The sequence below is a fragment of the Candidatus Nitrospira salsa genome, from assembly GCF_965152625.1.
The window spans coordinates 999,090-1,016,801 of the sequence record NZ_CBCUCO010000002.1 but is presented as its reverse complement, the minus strand read 5'-3'; the positions used below and the strand labels follow the sequence as shown (position 1 = coordinate 1,016,801).

At 47.1% G+C, this 17,712-nt stretch carries 16 protein-coding genes and 1 pseudogene; 12 read left to right on the top strand and 5 right to left on the bottom strand.

The genetic code is table 11. The annotated features are described in order from the left end of the window. The first annotated feature begins 149 nt into the window (after nucleotides 1-149). Nucleotides 150-1,061 (top strand): carboxypeptidase regulatory-like domain-containing protein, encoded by a 912-nt coding sequence (locus tag ACWQXP_RS06465; protein ID WP_454062016.1) that lies wholly within the window; start codon nucleotides 150-152, stop codon nucleotides 1,059-1,061. Between the two features lie 118 nt (nucleotides 1,062-1,179). After that, nucleotides 1,180-1,779 (top strand): Tll0287-like domain-containing protein, encoded by a 600-nt coding sequence (locus tag ACWQXP_RS06460; RefSeq protein WP_454062015.1) that lies wholly within the window; start codon nucleotides 1,180-1,182, stop codon nucleotides 1,777-1,779. A gap of 96 nt (nucleotides 1,780-1,875) precedes the next feature. Here the strand turns inward: ACWQXP_RS06460 and ACWQXP_RS06455 are convergent, their stop codons facing one another. After that, entirely contained in the window at nucleotides 1,876-2,832 is a 957-nt protein-coding gene (locus tag ACWQXP_RS06455) for an MDR/zinc-dependent alcohol dehydrogenase-like family protein (protein ID WP_454062014.1), read from the bottom strand. 237 nt (nucleotides 2,833-3,069) lie between these two features. Here ACWQXP_RS06455 and ACWQXP_RS06450 point away from each other — a divergent pair, with 237 nt between their 5' ends. The 10 genes from ACWQXP_RS06450 to ACWQXP_RS06405 all read left to right on the top strand — a co-directional run bounded on the left by ACWQXP_RS06450 (nucleotide 3,070) and on the right by ACWQXP_RS06405 (nucleotide 12,210). Next, nucleotides 3,070-3,423, top strand: a complete 354-nt coding sequence (locus tag ACWQXP_RS06450) for a flagellar basal body protein (RefSeq protein ID WP_454062013.1) — start codon at nucleotides 3,070-3,072, stop codon at nucleotides 3,421-3,423. 760 nt (nucleotides 3,424-4,183) lie between these two features. After that, on the top strand, nucleotides 4,184-5,632 hold the full coding sequence (locus ACWQXP_RS06445; protein WP_454062012.1) for a Do family serine endopeptidase: 1,449 nt from the start codon (nucleotides 4,184-4,186) through the stop codon (nucleotides 5,630-5,632). 10 nt (nucleotides 5,633-5,642) lie between these two features. Further along, nucleotides 5,643-6,599, top strand: coding sequence for a twin-arginine translocase subunit TatC (gene tatC, locus ACWQXP_RS06440; protein WP_454062011.1), 957 nt, complete (start codon nucleotides 5,643-5,645; stop codon nucleotides 6,597-6,599). Nucleotides 6,600-6,626: 27 nt separating this feature from the next. Beyond that, nucleotides 6,627-7,112, top strand: a complete 486-nt coding sequence (locus ACWQXP_RS06435; protein ID WP_454062010.1) for a MogA/MoaB family molybdenum cofactor biosynthesis protein — start codon at nucleotides 6,627-6,629, stop codon at nucleotides 7,110-7,112. 36 nt (nucleotides 7,113-7,148) lie between these two features. After that, the gene (locus ACWQXP_RS06430; protein ID WP_454062009.1) at nucleotides 7,149-8,117 is read left to right on the top strand and encodes an Mrp/NBP35 family ATP-binding protein; all 969 of its coding nucleotides are present in this window, start codon (nucleotides 7,149-7,151) and stop codon (nucleotides 8,115-8,117) included. Between the two features lie 53 nt (nucleotides 8,118-8,170). Beyond that, nucleotides 8,171-9,403, top strand: a complete 1,233-nt coding sequence (locus ACWQXP_RS06425; RefSeq protein WP_454062008.1) for a molybdopterin molybdotransferase MoeA — start codon at nucleotides 8,171-8,173, stop codon at nucleotides 9,401-9,403. Nucleotides 9,404-9,453: 50 nt separating this feature from the next. Next, complete coding sequence (gene mobB, locus ACWQXP_RS06420) at nucleotides 9,454-9,960, top strand: molybdopterin-guanine dinucleotide biosynthesis protein B (RefSeq protein WP_454062007.1); 507 nt, start codon at nucleotides 9,454-9,456, stop codon at nucleotides 9,958-9,960. Then, on the top strand, nucleotides 9,957-10,664 hold the full coding sequence (locus ACWQXP_RS06415) for a cytochrome c3 family protein (protein WP_454062006.1): 708 nt from the start codon (nucleotides 9,957-9,959) through the stop codon (nucleotides 10,662-10,664). Before mobB ends, ACWQXP_RS06415 begins: the two co-directional genes overlap by 4 nt. Before the next feature lie 17 nt (nucleotides 10,665-10,681). Beyond that, complete coding sequence (locus tag ACWQXP_RS06410; protein ID WP_454062005.1) at nucleotides 10,682-11,422, top strand: ABC transporter ATP-binding protein; 741 nt, start codon at nucleotides 10,682-10,684, stop codon at nucleotides 11,420-11,422. Next, a complete protein-coding gene (locus tag ACWQXP_RS06405) occupies nucleotides 11,419-12,210 on the top strand; it encodes an ABC transporter permease (RefSeq protein WP_454062004.1) in 792 nt (263 codons plus the stop codon). Before ACWQXP_RS06410 ends, ACWQXP_RS06405 begins: the two co-directional genes overlap by 4 nt. A gap of 770 nt (nucleotides 12,211-12,980) precedes the next feature. Here the strand turns inward: ACWQXP_RS06405 and ACWQXP_RS06400 are convergent. The 4 genes and pseudogenes from ACWQXP_RS06400 to ACWQXP_RS06385 form a co-directional block, all read right to left on the bottom strand. Then, the gene (locus ACWQXP_RS06400) at nucleotides 12,981-13,355 is read right to left on the bottom strand and encodes a type II toxin-antitoxin system RelE/ParE family toxin (RefSeq protein ID WP_454062003.1); all 375 of its coding nucleotides are present in this window, start codon (nucleotides 13,353-13,355) and stop codon (nucleotides 12,981-12,983) included. Then, on the bottom strand, nucleotides 13,345-13,626 hold the full coding sequence (locus ACWQXP_RS06395) for a type II toxin-antitoxin system Phd/YefM family antitoxin (protein ID WP_454062002.1): 282 nt from the start codon (nucleotides 13,624-13,626) through the stop codon (nucleotides 13,345-13,347). Before ACWQXP_RS06395 ends, ACWQXP_RS06400 begins: the two co-directional genes overlap by 11 nt. 399 nt (nucleotides 13,627-14,025) lie before the next feature. Continuing rightward, nucleotides 14,026-15,305 (bottom strand): annotated as a pseudogene (nhaD, locus tag ACWQXP_RS06390) (sodium:proton antiporter NhaD). A 720-nt stretch (nucleotides 15,306-16,025) separates the two neighbouring features. Further along, nucleotides 16,026-17,630, bottom strand: coding sequence for an Rqc2 family fibronectin-binding protein (locus ACWQXP_RS06385; RefSeq protein ID WP_454062001.1), 1,605 nt, complete (start codon nucleotides 17,628-17,630; stop codon nucleotides 16,026-16,028). Between the last annotated feature and the right edge of the window lie 82 nt (nucleotides 17,631-17,712).

The following is a 17,712-nucleotide window of genomic DNA, read 5'->3' as shown; positions in this document are numbered from 1 at the left end:
TATTGGAACGGCTATAGGAATCTTATTTGATTCTGGTTTCAGAAACGGGGGAGCCATCAAGGCTCCCCCGTTTTTTTGACTGCAATTCTGGTAATATGCTCTTGATAGAGTGTGTGAGGTTTAGTGATTCTATCAGTAAGGAGGTGTCAATGAGATTGGGAGTGGTTGGTTTCGCACTTGTGTTATTCCTGGGATTATGGATTCAGTCCGCCTCGGCAAAGTATGAAGAAATTCAAGTAGAAAATGGAGGGACATTGTCTGGAGTCATTACGCTTCAGGGTGAGCTTCCCAACCCTAAAGGCTATAACCTTGTCAGTTTTCCAGATCCTGCCTATTGCGGTCGGATTTCAAATGGAAATGGGTGGCGGTTGCTTCAGCCATTTCAAATAGGGCCCGAAGGGCAATTTCAAAATGTTGTCATCTTTATTGAAAAAATCAAAAAGGGTAAAAAGTTTGATTATAGGCCTCCCCACATTGAAGCCATTGATTGTAAGTTTGCTCCATATATCACGGTTGTTCGCGATCGGCATGAAGTGAAGGTCGTGAACAAGGATCCCGTCATGCATGATATTCAAGCCTATGAAACGTCAAAGATGGGCGCGCGCGTTCTGTTTAATCTTCCGTTGCCGGTGAGTCCAAAGCTCAAAAAACAGGATTTGATGGCTGGGAAAAAAGTGAAAAATCGGGCTGGACGCATTGTCAGCCCAAAAATTAAAATGAAGAGGGGGCGAAATATTTTTGCGATGCAATGCGGGTTTCATCCCTACATGGAAAGTTGGGGCGTGGCGATGGATTCTCCCTATTTTGCTATCAGCGATCAACAGGGAACATTTTCCATAGACAATATTCCTCCTGGCACCTACAAGGTGGTTGTCTGGCATCCGATGGTTCAGGAAGAATTATCTGTGACCATCAAAGCGCAAGAAACCACTGAGATGTCAGTGGATTTCGAGGCTCCTACAGGGCGTTTATATGCAAACGAGGCTCAAGAAAATACGCGATTCGGGATGGAACTATTGGGTGACTCCAAAATTATTCCGTCAGTCGAACTGCAACAGTGATTGAATAGAAAGGAATGGCCTCGACCTGTTGGAGCAGGGTTTAGGATTTGAATGATGAAAGTGACTTTATGATGTCGGCAACATCTTTCACTATTTCTAGATGAAAGGAGCGTGAGCCATGACACACCATCAATCCATGCTTCGTATTGTTCTTCTCGCCCTACCGCTCATTTTCGTGAGTACGGTTTCACAGTCTGATGCTCAAGATGCCGAGGCAACGGCCGGTATTTCTCCCAGAGTGGTTGCTGACTACCTCCATGCGGTGATCCAAGCAGATAGAACCTTGTATGCCACACATGTCGTTTCCCGGATGCAAGACACGGGAACGGTGATGGCCTCGGAAGGCTGGAAGAAACGCAATGCCCTACCTCTTCCCGCTCAAATGCTCTTGTTGTCGGGGCTTGCGGTGCAGGAGCAGGGTCTTGGGTTGCAATTCCGCTTGGCGAGTTTATGGCCTATATATGAGCGTAATGGTCCGACCACCGAAATTGAAACCAAAGGACTGGAAGCAATTACCAAAGATCCTAGTCAGCCATACACCGCGGTCATTAAACGTGGAGAAAAAGACTATTTTATGGCCATTTATGCAGACAAAGCTGTATCGAAGAGCTGTGTAAGTTGTCATAATACTCATATTCTCAGTGCGAAGCGTGATCACAAGCTTGGTGATGTGATGGGCGGGATTATTATTTCGTTTCCTCTTGGGGCGGAGAAATAAGACATGCCGTAATGGCTAAGAGGTAGATGGCTAATGAGATTGGTTAGATGGGTGCCAATGTCGGTATTGTTTTTCTCAAGTAGGAACACGTTGCGTTTATTCCATACACAGGTTCACTTTGAGGGTCCCTTTTGACGCGGCTTTCTCAAGCGCTGCGAGTCCATCCTGGAGAGCGTAGTGGGCGTGAATCATCGGCGCAACTTGAATGAGACCTTGCTCAAGCAGGCGAATAGCAGGAGCAAACGGTCCGCAACGAGAACCGAGCACGGAAATTTCATCGATGACAATTTTCGACATGTCAAATGTGAGATTCCCGTGGTAAGTCGATTTCAGGACAATGGATCCTCTGGGGCGGACTAGGGCACTCGCAAGGGAAAATCCCTCGGGGGTGCCTGTCGCTTCTACGATAAGGTCAGCTCTTGCCGTGATATCTTGAGCGTGAGATGTCACATGAATTCCGCACTCGCGTAACCATTTATTTCTTTCCTCATGATGCCCAAGCAGCGTGACGGAACATCCTGCTAAGTTTAATACCTGTACACAGAGCAATCCGAGCTTGCCGTCACCGATGACCACCACTCGATCATTTGGACGGACATCGATTTGCTGAGTAATTTCGCAGGCCGCGGCGAGTGGTTCAATAAACACGGCTTGGTCGTCGGTTAAATTTTCTGATAGCGGAAAAAGGTTTTCATAGGGTAGACGGAAAAACTCGGCAAAGGTTCCATCGCGTCCGCTAATACCGAGTACGGTACGGTGGGGGCAATGGGTGGGCCGGCCAGCATGACAGGTTGCACAGGCATGGCAAGCGGCATTGATTTCTCCCGCAACCCGTTGTCCCTGTAAGTCCGGTCGTTCATTCGCTTCTTCGACGATCCCGACAAATTCGTGACCAATGATTCCTGAATACCCCATATAGCCTTTGCAAAGCTCAAGGTCTGTACTACAGATGCCGGCACGACGAACACGGATCACGGCTTCGCCGGAACAGACCTCTGGCGTGGGGTAATCCCGTTCCACACGTAATTGTTTATCAAAGACTAAAGCCTGCATAGCGTAATATGAGTAAAACGGAATTGTTTAATAACTATTGTTAACAGACACTAACGATTTTCAACAGCGACGTCTACTCAAGGGGAGAGTTGAATATCGATTTTGTTCTCGTACGTTCTTGAAGTCTCTCTATCTTTTTTAATGAAAATCATCAAGTATTTTTTGTATACGACGATGGGACGAAGTGAGAGATGTGAAGATATTGGTTAACTGAATTTTGCTAAGGACATTATTGATATGTCAGTCGGCCTGTCATATTCCCTTTCAGGACTCGCAGCGGCTCAAGCCAAGCTTGTGACGGCTGCGAATAATATTGCCAATGCGAATACGACAGAATATAAAAAAACGCGGACGACTTTCGAAGAGTCTTCTGGGGGCGGTGTGCATGTCACCCTTGATTCTGTTCAGACTGCCGGTCCTGTTGCACTCCTAGAATCCGAGCAGGGTCTGATTGAGCAAGAGCTTTCCAATGTTGACCTTGGAGAGGAGTTGGTGAATGTGCTGATCAGTCGGCAGTCATTTGAAGCGAATCTCAGCGCGATCGCCGTTCAAGAACATACTCTTGGAAGTCTCTTAGATATTGTCGAATAGTTAAAGTGTTGTCTGTATCGTGAATAGCTGTCGGGAATTATGATCATTTTTCTTGTTTACCGTTTAATGAAATCCGCCTACGTGGGAATAAGACGATCAATCTGAGTGATTTTCCTGCCTTAGCCCTTTTCTTTCCTTCCATTACCTTCTGATCATATCAAACTCATTTCCTGTTAACACATACTTATGGATTCGTTTGATGGGTTAGGATCTCAAGCACTCATAAGCCAGCCTTAGGGGTTACTCGTACAACGATTGAGTTGATCGAGGGTTTTCATTTTCTGTTCGTGTTGTCGGGTGCTTCGCTTCGGAGCAGGTCTGCTCGCGTCGATTGCCTCCTTAATCCGTTGGAATCATCGTGACCTACCACGTCAATATACTTTCAGGATATTCGCTTCCCCACCCTGCCGCTCTGTATGTTACTGCTTGAAGGCACGGTGACACGGTGAAATAATCAGTATTAGTTTATACGTATATATAATTAGTTATATGGAGAGGGCCTCACATAGGCGAATATTAATAAATAAAGGGCTTTGAACGTAATGAAACAATTAGTGTAGAATCTAGAGTTTTCATGTGGATAACGTCTATCAATGCCTCGGCGGGGTGGCCGTTGTGTGTCTCAACATTTGCGTACTGTCTTTAGAAAAAACTTATTAAAACCCACCATTTATCGACAGGGGAGAATATCACTATGAAGAGACTTCCAAGGTGCCGCTTTCTGAACGTTTTCAAGCCCTCTTTGGCTCGTGTTGATTCTGTGCCAAACAAAAGTAAGGGAATGATCACCTTGTGGTTTATCCTCTGTGTGTTACTCCCATCTGCGGTTCATGCCACTGTTCCAGGAGCTTTCATCGAAGGGTTTTCTGAAATTGTGGCAAAAATTGGACCGACGGTCGTCAATGTTGCCGTGACGAATGGAGGAGGCTCAGGTGGACCGCTGCCTCCTGGACCGTTTGGTGGCCCTCCCGGAGGCCCTCCCGGAGGAGGCCCGCAACCTGGACCTCCTGGCCCACAGGGACCTCCTGGTATGAGTGCGGGATCCGGGGTGATTATTGATGCCAAGGGTTTAATTATTACCAATAACCACGTTGTGGAAGATGCGACAAAGATTACCGTGACCCTGCATGATGGGCGTGAGTTTCCTGCTACCACCGTTGGCACAGATCCTAAGACAGATTTGGCCGTGATTAAAATTACTGGTGATGTTAGTGACTTAACGGCCATGCCTTGGGGTACCTATGATAGCCTCAGAGTAGGAGATGTGGTGTTGGCGTTAGGCAGCCCCTTTGGTCTGAAGTCTTCTGTGTCTTTTGGCATCATCAGTGCGTTAGGGCGCGGAAGCGTAGGTATTACGGAATATGAAGATTTCATTCAAACCGATGCCGCTATTAACCCAGGGAACTCTGGGGGTGCATTGGTCAATATGAAAGGGGAACTCATCGGCATTAATACCGCCATTTTTTCTCGAACAGGGGGATCTGAAGGCGTTGGATTTGCGATTGCCGTGAGTATCGCTAAGGACATTGCTCAAAGTTTAATCGAGACAGGAAAAGTCGTACGCGGATGGATGGGGGTGGCGATTCAAGAAATGACCCCTTCATTGGCCCAATCGTTTCAATTGCCTGAAGATCAACAAGGTGGCGTGTTAATTAGTGAAGTGCATGAAAAGGGTCCCTCGGCAAAAGCAGGTCTGAAACGTGGGGATGTCATTTTGAAATATGATGGTAAAACGATTCGTGACGTGAATCATCTGCGTAATGTTGTGGCACGGACGAAGGTTGGCAAGAAAAAAGAAATTATCGTCTTACGTGACGGAAAAGAAACGACATTAAGTATCGAGTTAGGTGAGCGACCGTCCGATCAAATGCTGGCACAGGGGGGATCTCCTGAAGCCCCATCTTCCATGGCTCCGCCGGATAATGTCCTGGCCGGCCTCTCGGTTCAAGCCTTGACCGCTGCCAAACGAAGTGAGCTGAAAATTCCAGAAGAGGTCAAAGGTGTTTTGGTGAGTAAAGTGGCTTCGGGGAGTGAAGCCGAAGCGGCCGGTATTCAGGAAGGTGATCTGATTCAAGAGGTCAGTCGGGAAACGGTCACGACGATTGATGAATATGAGCAAATTGCTTCCAAAATTGCCAAAGAAGAGCTGGTGGTCGTATTGTTAAACCGGCGCGGGAATAATTTATTCGTTGCGGTGAATCCCAAGTAGTTTCCCGATTATGGAAAAGAAGCGATCTCAAATGTCCGAGTGGCTTGAAGAAAAGGTCTTCAAGCCGCTCGAAGACAAAAAAATGCCGATCATGGAGCATCTTCATGAGCTCCAATGGCGATTGACCCGTACCGTTGTTGTCATGGCCGGCATTTTCATTGTGACTTTTTTCTATGCCGACACCTTGGTGAATTGGATTCGTGTGCCGCTGCAAAATTATTTTATTCCTGGGTCACTCGAGTGGGTGCCATCAGATCTGCCCAAGGTTCCCTTTGTGTTTCTTTCGCCTGCGGAAGCCCTCTTTCAAAATATTAAAGTGGCCGCCTTATTCGCGCTGGTGTTAGCAACCCCACAAATTCTCTGGGAAACATGGCAATTTGTGGTTCCTGGGCTTCATGTCCAAGAACGTCGGTTCACCGGCCCATTCATCGCGATTAGTTGGATAGCCTTTTACTTAGGTCTTGCCTTTGCTTTTTTTATTGTCCTTCCCTTTGCTTTGCATTTCTTAATTTCCTATGGATTAAATGCAGGATTTATTGCTCAAATTTCAATTGCCAATTATGTCGGATTTACGTTGTGGTTTATGATGGTCTTCGGAATGATTTTCGAAGTGCCCTTGGTCTTGACTCTCATGGCGAAGCTGGGGTGGGTTGATGCTCCAATTTTAAAAAAATATCGTAAATGGGCCTTTTTAGGATCGTTTTTATTTGCAGCGATTTTGACGCCAACGCCTGATCCATTCAATCAGTGCATCATGGCTCTGCCTATGTACTTCTTTTATGAAGTCGGCATTATTAGTGCGCGGATATTTGGAAAGAAAAAAACTCATGAGGATGCCGAGTCGGGGACACCATCTTCGTCAACAGCGATGACCCCTGCACGCATGAAACCGGCTACACAAGCTGCTGGAGGGGGCGGGGGGACCGATGATGATTATGTCAACGTTCCCGGAGCAGGCCCTCGTTAACCTCGCGTTGTTGGGGAGCGTCTCTGATTGGTACGTGTCGCTGTTTTAGTCATTAGTAGTAAAATCGTTGAAGGGCGTCAAGATGACACCGGACGTGAAGAACTTGAGCGGGTACTGAAAGAGCAGAATTTTGCTGTCAGTCATTACCGCATTATTTCTGATGAACGTCAATTGATTCACGATTCACTGCAAGAACTTTGTGATACTGAACATATGGATATCGTGTTAACTATTGGGGGGACAGGTGTTCGTCCAACGGATTGGACCCCGGAAGCCACAAAAGATGTTCTTGATAAAGAAATACCGGGCATTGGTGAGGCGATGCGTGCTGAAAGTTTGAAGAAGGTCCGATCGGCTATGTTATCAAGAGGCACGGCTGGCATTCGAGGCGAAACACTGATCGTCAATCTTCCCGGCAGTGCGCGTGGGGCCCGTGAAAATCTATCGGTGTTGTTACCCTTACTTGATCACACTATTGAGAAGCTATCTGGTGATAGTTATACATCAGGATAAGTCATTGTTCATTTTGTTAGAGAGCGGAGGCATTCCATGGCAACCGAGTTAAAGGTCATTCAACCATCGACAGCAGACAGTGGAGACGTATGCACGTATATGTGGGCTTGTGCGATCTGTGATGAAACGGAGACGTGCCAAAAAGATAAAGAAGGACATAGTCGTTGGCTGGTCGCCAAGCGAATGGAGCGCATTGATTACAAAATTTTAGTCATGAGTAACAAAGGTGGGGTGGGGAAAAGCACGATGACCACCAATCTTGCCATCAGCTTGGCGCTCAAAGGCTATGAAGTCGGTATTTGTGACATGGATATTCACGGACCTAACATTCCCAAGATGGTTGGCGCTGAAGGGGAGAAGCTGAAGATCAGTTCCGGCGGAGGCATTATTCCTCATCAAGTCTATAATTTAAAAATCGCCTCCATGTCATTTTTACTTCAGAACTCTGACGACCCCATTATTTGGCGTGATGCTTACAAATATGAATTCATCAATCAATTGCTGGGTGGAGTGGAATGGCAAGACCTCAACTTTTTGCTCATTGATTTGCCTCCCGGAACCGGCAATGAGTCGGTCACGACGATTGACTTAATCGGGGATGTGAGTGGGTGCGTGATTGTGTCGACACCTCAGGAAGTCGCGTTGCTTGATGCGCGAAAATCTGTCACGTTTGCAAGAGACAGTGAAATTCCTATTGTTGGAATTGTAGAAAACATGAGTGGTCTGGATTGTCCCCATTGTCATGAACATATTGAAGTGTTTCGAAAAGGTGGAGGAGAGGCTTCTGCCCATGATATGGGCGTCCCATTTTTAGGGCGAGTCCCATTAGACCCTGAACTTGTCACGCAAAGCGATCGTGGTGAACCCTATGCACTCTTTCATTCAGATCTCCCCACGGCTGAGGCCATTCATAATATTGCGAATAAAGTTGATGATTTCTGCAAAAAAAAGGGTACGCTGGTGCAACCAACAGCTCGTCCAGCCCCGTTCGTGAAGAAAAAGTAACTATCACGACGTTGACGAAATGAGAACCTTAGAAAGGTAGTTTGGCACTGACCATGAATGGATTGACATCCCTCGAAAAAGCACAGCAAATCGTTCTGGATTCCGCAGCTTCCCTTGGATGCGAAAAAGTCGGGTTGTTGGAAGCGATGGGACGTGTTCTCGGTGAGGATATTATTGCGCCTCGTGACAATCCGCCCTGGAATAATTCTGCAATGGACGGATTCGCTGTCCGATGGGAAGACATTAAGCAGGACTTTGCGATTACTAAAATTCCGGAGCTGAAAATTATTGAAGATGTTCCAGCCGGAAATATGCCGCAAAAAACCGTGGGCCGAGGAGAAGCCATCCGCATCATGACTGGTGCACCCATGCCCGCGGGAGCTGATACAGTCGTCCGTGTGGAGTTCACGGAACCGTTAGGTGACGATCATGTTCGTATTATGAAACCTGAAGATGGTCAAGGTGTGCATATCCGACCACAAGGTGAAGATGTGAAGCAAGGTGATTGCATTATCGCCAAAGGGACGTTATTGCGCCCGGGCGAAATCGGCATGCTGGCGATTCTGGCCAAATCATTTGTCTCAGTGTCCCAACGCCCGCGAGTGGCCATCTTATCAACGGGTGATGAGCTTGCTGATCTTGATGAACGATTTGACGAAAGCAAAATCGTGAATTCCAACAGTTATGGTATTGCGGCAGGGGTACAAGAAGCTGGGGGTATTCCTCTTCTTTTAGGGATTGCGAACGATCATCCTGATTCTTTAAAAGAGAAAATTTATCAGGGCCTTACTTGTGACATTCTCGTATTGTCCGGTGGAGTTTCGATGGGCGATTATGATTTTACGAAGCCGGTATTTGAAGAATTAGGCGCTGAGATGAATTTCTGGAAATTAGCAATTCGTCCAGGACAACCGGTGGCCTTCGGGAAAATTCAACGAAGTCTCGCGTTTGGATTACCTGGAAACCCCGTTTCCTCGATGGTGACATTCGACCAACTGGTTCGGCTTGCGATTTTGAAAATGGGAGGTCATCGTTCCTTCCAGCGCCCTGTCGTCAAAGCGGTCTTTCAGGAAACATTTTCTAAACATACAGACCGCCGGCATTTTCTACGAGGAATTCTTCAGCACGAAGATGGCGTGCTGACTGTTCGAACTACCGGGGGACAAGGTTCTGGCATTCTGACTTCGATGGTAAAGGCCAATGGTCTCATCGATGTCCCCGAGGATGTTGAACATTTAAATCCAGGTGATATGGTCTCTGTTCAATTATTAGGTCGGAACTTTTAACAATCAAGCGATATGGATTGATTAATCATTTTATGAAAGCGTCGTGACGTATGGCTCCACCCATCCTGAGTTTTGTTGGACGGTCCAACAGTGGCAAGACTACCTTAATTGAACGATTGATTCCTGAATTGACTCAAGCGGGGTATCATGTCTCCACCATCAAGCATGCCGGTCACGGATTTGAACTTGATACCGAGGGTAAAGATAGTTGGCGTCATAAGCGCGCGGGAGCGAGTACGGTTATTGTCCTCTCCAAGGGCAGTATGGCGATGTTTGCGGATGTTCCGGAAGAAATGAAAGTGGAAGAGGTTCGTGACCGTTTCGTCAACGCAGAAATTGATCTGATTATTGCAGAGGGCTGGAAGGGAGAGGGCTATCCCAAAATCGTTGTGGTTCGAGAAGCCTTAGACGAAGTCCCAGTGTCGCCAGATGGATTACTCGCGATTGTTTCGATGAAACCCATTGCGAATACGCCTGTGCCGTGCATTGATCGAGATGATGTTAAACGGTTAGCTGAAATCGTCATTAAGCACTTCCCACATCGTTCATATACATGACTTCTACCGGCAAAGCCCTTGGCATCATCGCGGCCCTTGTGGGTGTGATTATTCTAGGGAGTGCCGTGGCTATTCCGCTCACAAATGCTCCCACCTTTTGTGCCAGTTGTCATACCATTAAGCCGGCCTATGAGACATGGACGACTTCGACGCATAAAGAGGTCACGTGTGTCGCATGTCATGTTCGACCTGGCGTTCGCGGATTTCTTGAAGATAAAGTGCTCGCTGGAATAGAAGATGTGGTCATTACGTTCTTTGGAACGCCTACCGAGCCGCATAACTTGGAATCCACGGTCTATTCATCAGTTTGCCTCAGTTGTCATCGTGCGATTCTGCGTGTTTCTGAGATCGCGACGCGTGATTTACCTGAACGTGTCAAGGATGTCGGTCTTATCATGAGTCATCGGCAACATATGGAAGCCTTCGAGCAACGTGGGCAAGGTGAAGGCTGTACCACATGTCATGCGAGAGTTGTTCACGGAATGCCAATCAAAGGCTATGATATGGTGATTCCTCGTGGACATGTCGACCTAGACGACCAACCTCATGAACCAGATTTGCCAAAAGATTCGAAACTTTGGAAGTCATCGATGGCCGATTGTATTCGTTGTCACGACAATACCACCACGCATCAAGGTCGAGTTCTGAGTAAGAAGTGCGAAACCTGTCATCTTCCCGATAAGATCGGTGATTTTCTCTTTTAATCTCACACACCATGATCATGTCTGACCCTGTGGTTGAAGTGCGCAATCTCACGAAGCGATTTGGTGATTTTTGTGCCGTGGACAATATTTCCTTTGACATTCAAGCAGGAGAAATTTTAGGAGTGCTCGGCCCAAATGGAGCTGGGAAAACGACGACCATTCATATGCTCTTAGGATTGATTACTCCCACGTCCGGTTCAATTCGTATTTTTGGAAAGGATCTCACCACCCATCGTGAATCCATTTTGCGCGACGTGAATTTTTCTTCAACGTACATCTCCATGCCGTTTTCACTCACGGTCGAAGAAAATCTCAAGGTGATTGCGAGGCTCTATGGATTGAAGGACATTCCTCAAAAAATTGATGCCATTATCAAGCAACTCGATATGCAAGAGATTCAAGACAAGCTTACTCGTAAGTTGTCATCTGGCCAAATGTCCAGGCTGACATTGGCCAAAGCCATATTGACCGAACCCAAGCTTCTCTTATTAGATGAACCGACTGCCAGCCTTGATCCTGATATTACCCACAAAATTAAAGCCTTTCTCAAAGAATACCGTCGTTCAGAAAACTTAAGTATTCTCTATACCTCGCACAATATGCGGGAAATGGAAGAAATGTCTGACCGCATTATTTTTTTACAACGGGGAAAGATTGTTGCCGAAGGAACCGCTCAAGACATTGTGTCACGATTTGGGCAGAAAGATCTTGAGGACGTATTTTTAAAGCTGGCCAGGGAAGGTAGGGAATCTCAATGAACGTTGGCCGTATTGGCGGCTTGCTTTCCCGTCACTTGTATTTATACCAGCGAAGTGTCGCGCGCCTGTTGGAAATTTTCTATTGGCCATTTTTAGACTTAGTCGTGTGGGGATTTATTACCATCTATTTGGCGAAGCAGGGCAACGAACTTCATGGTGCCGTGACATTCTTTCTTGGTGCACTGATCTTGTGGGATGTGCTGTTTCGCGCACAACAAGGTATCGCCTTATCCTTCCTTGAGGAAATGTGGGCCAGAAATCTTATGAATCTCTTTGCCAGTCCACTCACGGTTGGTGAGTATCTGGTTGCGACGATGGTCATGAGTATTCTCAAAGTGACAGCCGTTGGATCGTTGATGATGCTTTTTGCCTTGTTCGTGTATTCCTATGATATTTTCCTTATAGGATTTGCCTTGGTACCGTTTATTTTCAACTTACTCCTTTCCGGATGGATCATTGGCGTTCTTACGACATCGATTATTATGCGTTTTGGGCAGCAAGCCGAAGTATTAGCCTGGGGTATGGTGTTCCTCTTTCAACCTATCTCCTGTGTGTTTTATCCAATGGAAGTGTTGCCGGAACTTCTTCAACACATTGCATGGATCATTCCGCCATCTCATGTATTCGAAGGGATGCGACAGGTCTTGCTTAATGACGAGTTTCCAGGGATGCATCTCATGTGGGCCACAGGCCTCAATGCCTTCTTCCTCGTTGTCATGGTTTCCTGGTTTTACCACACCTTCAATATATGTAAGGATCGTGGCATGTTGGTCAGGGTAGGGGAATAGTGACGCTAACGCTGGCAACGATGCCCAAGATCCTTTTGAGGTCACCATTCTGGTTTTAGAGAAGCTATATCTACGTTATGAGAAAAAGGGAGTTTTCTCATCACGGCACTTTCCCGCAAATATCGGGATCACTGACCTCTTTCTTGAGATCGCACCTTTTCCTTGCATTTCCGTGCGCTGGATAAAAGCATCCTTGCTTTACGTGCCGCAGAACGTGATTCAGCTATTGCACAGCGTATCCAAGCTTTCACTAGAAGGGAAGGAACGTTGTATGCGACACTCCTGGGTGTCGGGGAAAGTAGGATACGTGCAATATGAGGGACCGAGACAAGGTAGACTATAGCGAATCCAAATGGTTGCTAGCATGGAAGCTTGGATACGATAGGATGCATACCTACGCGTTCTTTACATGCATTCGATATTGGTGACTCAACACTCCATCGGACCTATCGATTATAGGTGTCCAAGTCCAGTCGAGCCAGCCTGACTAACACCGTGTGATTACCCACTTCAAACATTGGAAAGTAACTGAAACGGCTATAGCCAAATTGAAAAATTCGAATTGGTTCCGATATTCGTATTTCGAGTTTTGGGAACGTATTTGAAATGACTATCGATGGATCTCATCTCGAAGATGTCAAAAAAGGTGCCCGAAATCATGTATCACAGTTCACGCGCCGCCAGTTTTCATTTTGCATCTGTGGAAAAATGGTGGGATAGAGATTTTATCGCTTAATGTGAGGTTCCTACCTCCTTGTTAAACTGGGCTGCTACTTTTCCTGCCAAAACCGCTTGAGATCGAAAGAGAGTTGGCGATGGTGTTTGACGGAAAGGAATACAATGCGATTGTCAGAAAGAAGATACAGCACGACGTACTCATCGACGATACATTCCCGAAGGTCATCATCACGGTTTAGGCGCATGCGTAATTTCTTCACCAGGGATTTGGCTTCTGCGGAATGGATCGCATGAGTCAAAAATGAGCGGCCAGACTTTGGAAATCGACACAGCCGTGGAACGATTTCGTCGAACAGGTGGTCTAAGAAACGTTCAAAGCGTTTGTGACCCTCTGACCCCAAGAAGACTTGAATGGCCAAGAGGTTGGCAGAGAAGTATTGAGTAAAGATTGGCCGTCTACCGGCCATGTCGAGTCTTGAGTTGGGAAAGCGTGAGCGTTTCTCCTTCAGCAAGATCCTCGATCCCGCGAAGGGCCTCTTCAAGAAGCGTGAGGTGAATGTGCTCGCGCTCCAGACGATGATAATGGTCTAAACGGTTCGCATCGATTAACGCGGCGCAACTTTCCCCATTCTTCGTAATAATTTTTTCTCGTCCCTTTACATGAACCTCTTCGCAAAGTTCCGTCAATTTTGTTCTCGCGTGAGTTAGGGAAATAATGTCCTTGGATGAAATTGCCACAAGCTTTCCTCCTATTCCAGAAGAGTACAATTCTGTACAGAATTCTGTCAAGTTCAAATGGGAAATGGAGGTTGGTGAGAAGTAGACATTCTCGGTTTACCCTCGTTGCTTGTCTCCGATATGACGAACCTCACCATCCACTTTTCCTTTGATTCACCGCCATATTCTTACATATCTCCTTGCGTGCGATAATATCTTGTCAGTTATGAGAGTTGGGAAGTTTTCTCATAAGTCGACTATGCGTTAAATCAAATCTATTCTTTCCTTGAAACTTGAACGTGGCTGCGATGAACTTTCCGATAATGATCGCCAGGTAGAGGACCCCTGTTGCCGATTCCAGGGAAACCAGTGGGCGGGTGGGGGAGAACATGAGTAACACCTGGCTGTGCCCAGCGCAAATCAGGCATTGACCATGAAATGCGTACCGATTCCTGCCGCGCAGCCGAGGGCAATGATTGGTGTCCATTTGAGGTGACCAAGGAAAGTGTATTGTCCTCGTACTGTCCCCATGAGCGCGACGCCGGCCGCCGATCCAATCGAGAGCAAGCTGCCCCCAACACCGCAGGTAAGGGTGACGAGCAGCCATTGGAATTGACTCATCTCGGGATGCATGCTCAACACTGAGAACATGATAGGGATGTTGTCGATGATAGCCGAAGTCATCCCCACCACAATATTCGCCGCAGTCGGTCCCCAGTCCTCATACATGACCAAAGAGGCAAGCTCGAGGTAACCGATGAAGGCGAGCCCGCCGACGCTGAACATGACACCGAAGAAGAACAGTAGTGTATCCATCATCCTCTCCCTCCCTCTGGGTTTGACTGAGGTAGTACGTGAAGAACATGAGCAACGCAAGGCCGGTCATCATACCCATGAAGGAGGGAAGGCCTAGGAACTGCTCGAATGAGACAGACATGGCAATGGTTAGGAGTCCTAGGAGGATCGCGAACCACGCGCCACGTCTCATACGAGCATATTCCTTTAGCTTTACCGGCGTTCCGGCCGGCACGAAAAAACTCATCACCACAGCGGGAACGAGGTAGGTGACAGCGGAAGGTATAAAGAGTACGAAGAACTCGACGAACTCCACCAGACCGGACTGCCAGATCATCAACGTCGTAATATCACCGAACGAACTGAAAGTGCCGCCGGCATTTGTGGCGGAGGCAATATTGACGAATGAGACAGCAACATATACTGAGGATTACCTGTGCCCACCGCAAGAATCACCGTACCCATCACCAGCGCTGTGGTTAGGTTGTCGGCAATAGCCGATAGGAAGAACGCGATTGTGCTGGAGACCCAGAAAGCTGCCGGTAGCTGAAGCCTTTGCTCACCATCCAGGACCGGAGCGCCACAAACACGTTCAACTCTTCGAGTGCGTTGATGTAGTCATGGCCGCCATGAGGAACAGGAGCAAGCCGCCATACTCATCGAGATCATGCAGAAGGGCGTGCTTGAGCTGTTCGTGGTCTACATTGTAGTCGGGTGCGCCCATGCCAATGACTGCCCAGATGATGCCTGCACCAAGCATGCGTGACTGGCATCGATTTTCGCAAACGTGTCTTCTCCTCGCTCATAACGAGGAGGTACGACAAAAGAAAGATGACCAGACAGAAGAGCGCCTGTGGGTCACCAGTCGCAGCATGGAGTATCTGTTCTCGCGGCTCGGAGGCCATCACTTCCGACGGTAGGAGAAGGGCAAGCCCAACGAAGGCTCACGCAGCTAATCCTGTTCTCAGTATCATTCTGGCCCGATCCCGATTGCCGCAATATTCCATGCGGCAAAGATCCGATCTGTTCAATCCAGAATGCACATATGTATACAAAACTCGTTTAGCGAGGAAGTTAATCACAGTGAACACCATGGATAAGGGGATCACCACTGACGTCAGTGCTTGGCCATATTTTAGATCCTCTAACAAAATAAATGAGTCTCGGGCTTGGCGACCATTGAATGATTCGGGAACCAACCCTCGGCTCTCAACATACTGTTGTTTGTTCTGTCCACGTAGGTGGGCATCCAGAAACCATAAAAACCCTGGATTTCCGCTTCTGCGGGAATGACTACAGAAGGAGGAGCCTTGGAGTTGTAGCAACGACATCAGGCATACAACGATTTCATTTTGTTCCTGCCTCTTCCTAAGCCAGTAATCAACCTAACCATAATCTCACCTCTTACCCTACTTTTTTCAGTGTATCGAAAAAGGGGACATTCCCTTTTTTGGCTATCTCGTCAGTGGTGACGGTCGCATCAAAAAAGGGGACATTCAGAAAAAGAGTCATTCTTCTTTTTCTAGAATAAGAAAACCAACTTGTGATGAAATAGCCAGCGCTATGAGAAAAGGGGAGAAATGTCTTGGGGTGGTTGCACCGTTCTGATTTCCGAATCGTACGTTTCAGAGTCCTCCCTTTAATCGATCCAGGCGATCTTTGTTTAGCTCAATCCATAGGCTTTTTTCTCTTGTGACATGCACGGCTCCTGCTTTAAGTCCTTTTGATTTTCTGACGAACTTACGAAGCGTGTAGATTACCTCACCTTTTCCGCTTTTCTTGAGATTGCTATAGAACAGAGCGAGTGTCGCCGCATCGCGAAGTGTTTCATGTGGTACCTCCGTGGACTTGTCGATCCTGATAACGACGTGTGACCCTGGCGTACCGCGTGCGTGCAGCCAGACGTCATCAGGCTTTGCTACTTTCATTGTGAGATAGTCATTGTCCGTCGCACTTTTTCCAACCAAGATCGTCAACCCGTCAAATGATTCAAACGTTCGATACTGTTTTGTCGATTGATGGGATTTTTCTTTTTTCCCTGTGCTTGTCTGATCGTTATGGTATGAAGTTCTCTTTACATGTGTTTGGTGTTTCCCAGTTTTCTTCCCTCCCTTAGAGGAAGGAAGGCGGGACAGACTGGCTGGACTACTCGGAACCTCAGAGTTGCCAGTCGGCGAATCGATAAGATCAGTAAGTTCTTCGTTTTTCAATTTTTCCAATTCCTCTTGTAACGATTGAATCTCATTCTCGGTTCGTTCTAATCTTGGCCGAAGATGTTCTTGCGCGGAGATGTATTTGCGATATTTGCGAAAATAATCTTCCAGATTCCAGACTGGATCTTTCAAGATATTCAGTGGTAGTGAAAGCGTTGGCAATGCCGGATCGTAATAATCCACAACGTCGATGACGGCTTGTCGCGGTTGTATGGTGTGGAGTTGAGTCTTTAATAATTCACCATATCGTTGATACTCTTGATACTTTTGGGCCTTTACTAAGTCAGCTTCAAGCGTGTGACGACGACGTGTTGCCTGTTTTAAAGACTTTCGAGCTTCGGCGGTTCGAACTTTAAACCATTCCAAGCGACGCTGTAGGTCTATCTTCTTACGAAATCGCTCTTCAAGTTCAACAGAAACCGGAATTCTGTTCGTGAAGTCCTCTACTTTGTTGGCGAGTGATTGGGAAGGTAGAGATCGCACAAAATTTTCTTTGGGTGTTATTCTCTCTTCTATCTGGGGAGAGGCTGAGGTTGCGCGTACAGCCTCTTTTTTCTGAAAAATAGGAGGAACATACGGCTCTCCAACCTCTAATCTAGATGGTTTCAAGGACCGAAGAATCATACGTTCCTGGTTTAACACCAATACGTTCGATTGATTGCCAGTCAACGCCACAACCACTTGATAGAGATTCGAGGATTTCACGACCGTGATATACACAATTCGATCCCCAAGCTCCTGTTCGATCGATTGAATACGCCCGCCTTCGAGGTGTGCACGCAAATATTGACAAAATTGAAAGGGAGTCTGAGGGTTCTTTGGCTTGTGTGTGCTGATGTGTAGGCGAGCGAACCCTGGCTCAGCAGAAATCAGCAGTGTCCAGGATTCTCCAGGTTTTCGAATATCGAGTGTGAGGAGAAATGGTTGAGGTTGATGAATCTTTTGAATCAACCCATCCAGGAGTACCTGTTGGCATTCCTTTGTCACGGCTCGACAGTCTGAAAGGGAAATCGCCATGTAGTGTCTTAACAAGCTTACGAGTCGAGATCAATGGGAGTGTTGGTCTCAACCGTTTCATCGAAAGTGAGAATGAACCTGT

Excerpts from the sequence above, each read along its gene's own strand:
- tatC (WP_454062011.1), top strand. The coding sequence starts at position 5,643 with ATGGAAAAGAAGCGATCTCAAATGTCCGAGTGGCTTGAAGAAAAGGTC.
- mobB (WP_454062007.1), top strand. The coding sequence starts at position 9,454 with ATGGCTCCACCCATCCTGAGTTTTGTTGGACGGTCCAACAGTGGCAAG.
- ACWQXP_RS06460 (WP_454062015.1), top strand. The coding sequence starts at position 1,180 with ATGACACACCATCAATCCATGCTTCGTATTGTTCTTCTCGCCCTACCG.
- ACWQXP_RS06455 (WP_454062014.1), bottom strand. The coding sequence starts at position 2,832 with ATGCAGGCTTTAGTCTTTGATAAACAATTACGTGTGGAACGGGATTAC.
- ACWQXP_RS06465 (WP_454062016.1), top strand. The coding sequence starts at position 150 with ATGAGATTGGGAGTGGTTGGTTTCGCACTTGTGTTATTCCTGGGATTA.
- ACWQXP_RS06430 (WP_454062009.1), top strand. The coding sequence starts at position 7,149 with ATGGCAACCGAGTTAAAGGTCATTCAACCATCGACAGCAGACAGTGGA.
- ACWQXP_RS06425 (WP_454062008.1), top strand. The coding sequence starts at position 8,171 with ATGAATGGATTGACATCCCTCGAAAAAGCACAGCAAATCGTTCTGGAT.
- ACWQXP_RS06405 (WP_454062004.1), top strand. The coding sequence starts at position 11,419 with ATGAACGTTGGCCGTATTGGCGGCTTGCTTTCCCGTCACTTGTATTTA.
- ACWQXP_RS06415 (WP_454062006.1), top strand. The coding sequence starts at position 9,957 with ATGACTTCTACCGGCAAAGCCCTTGGCATCATCGCGGCCCTTGTGGGT.
- ACWQXP_RS06410 (WP_454062005.1), top strand. The coding sequence starts at position 10,682 with ATGTCTGACCCTGTGGTTGAAGTGCGCAATCTCACGAAGCGATTTGGT.
- ACWQXP_RS06385 (WP_454062001.1), bottom strand. The coding sequence starts at position 17,630 with ATGGCGATTTCCCTTTCAGACTGTCGAGCCGTGACAAAGGAATGCCAA.
- ACWQXP_RS06400 (WP_454062003.1), bottom strand. The coding sequence starts at position 13,355 with ATGGCCGGTAGACGGCCAATCTTTACTCAATACTTCTCTGCCAACCTC.
- ACWQXP_RS06450 (WP_454062013.1), top strand. The coding sequence starts at position 3,070 with ATGTCAGTCGGCCTGTCATATTCCCTTTCAGGACTCGCAGCGGCTCAA.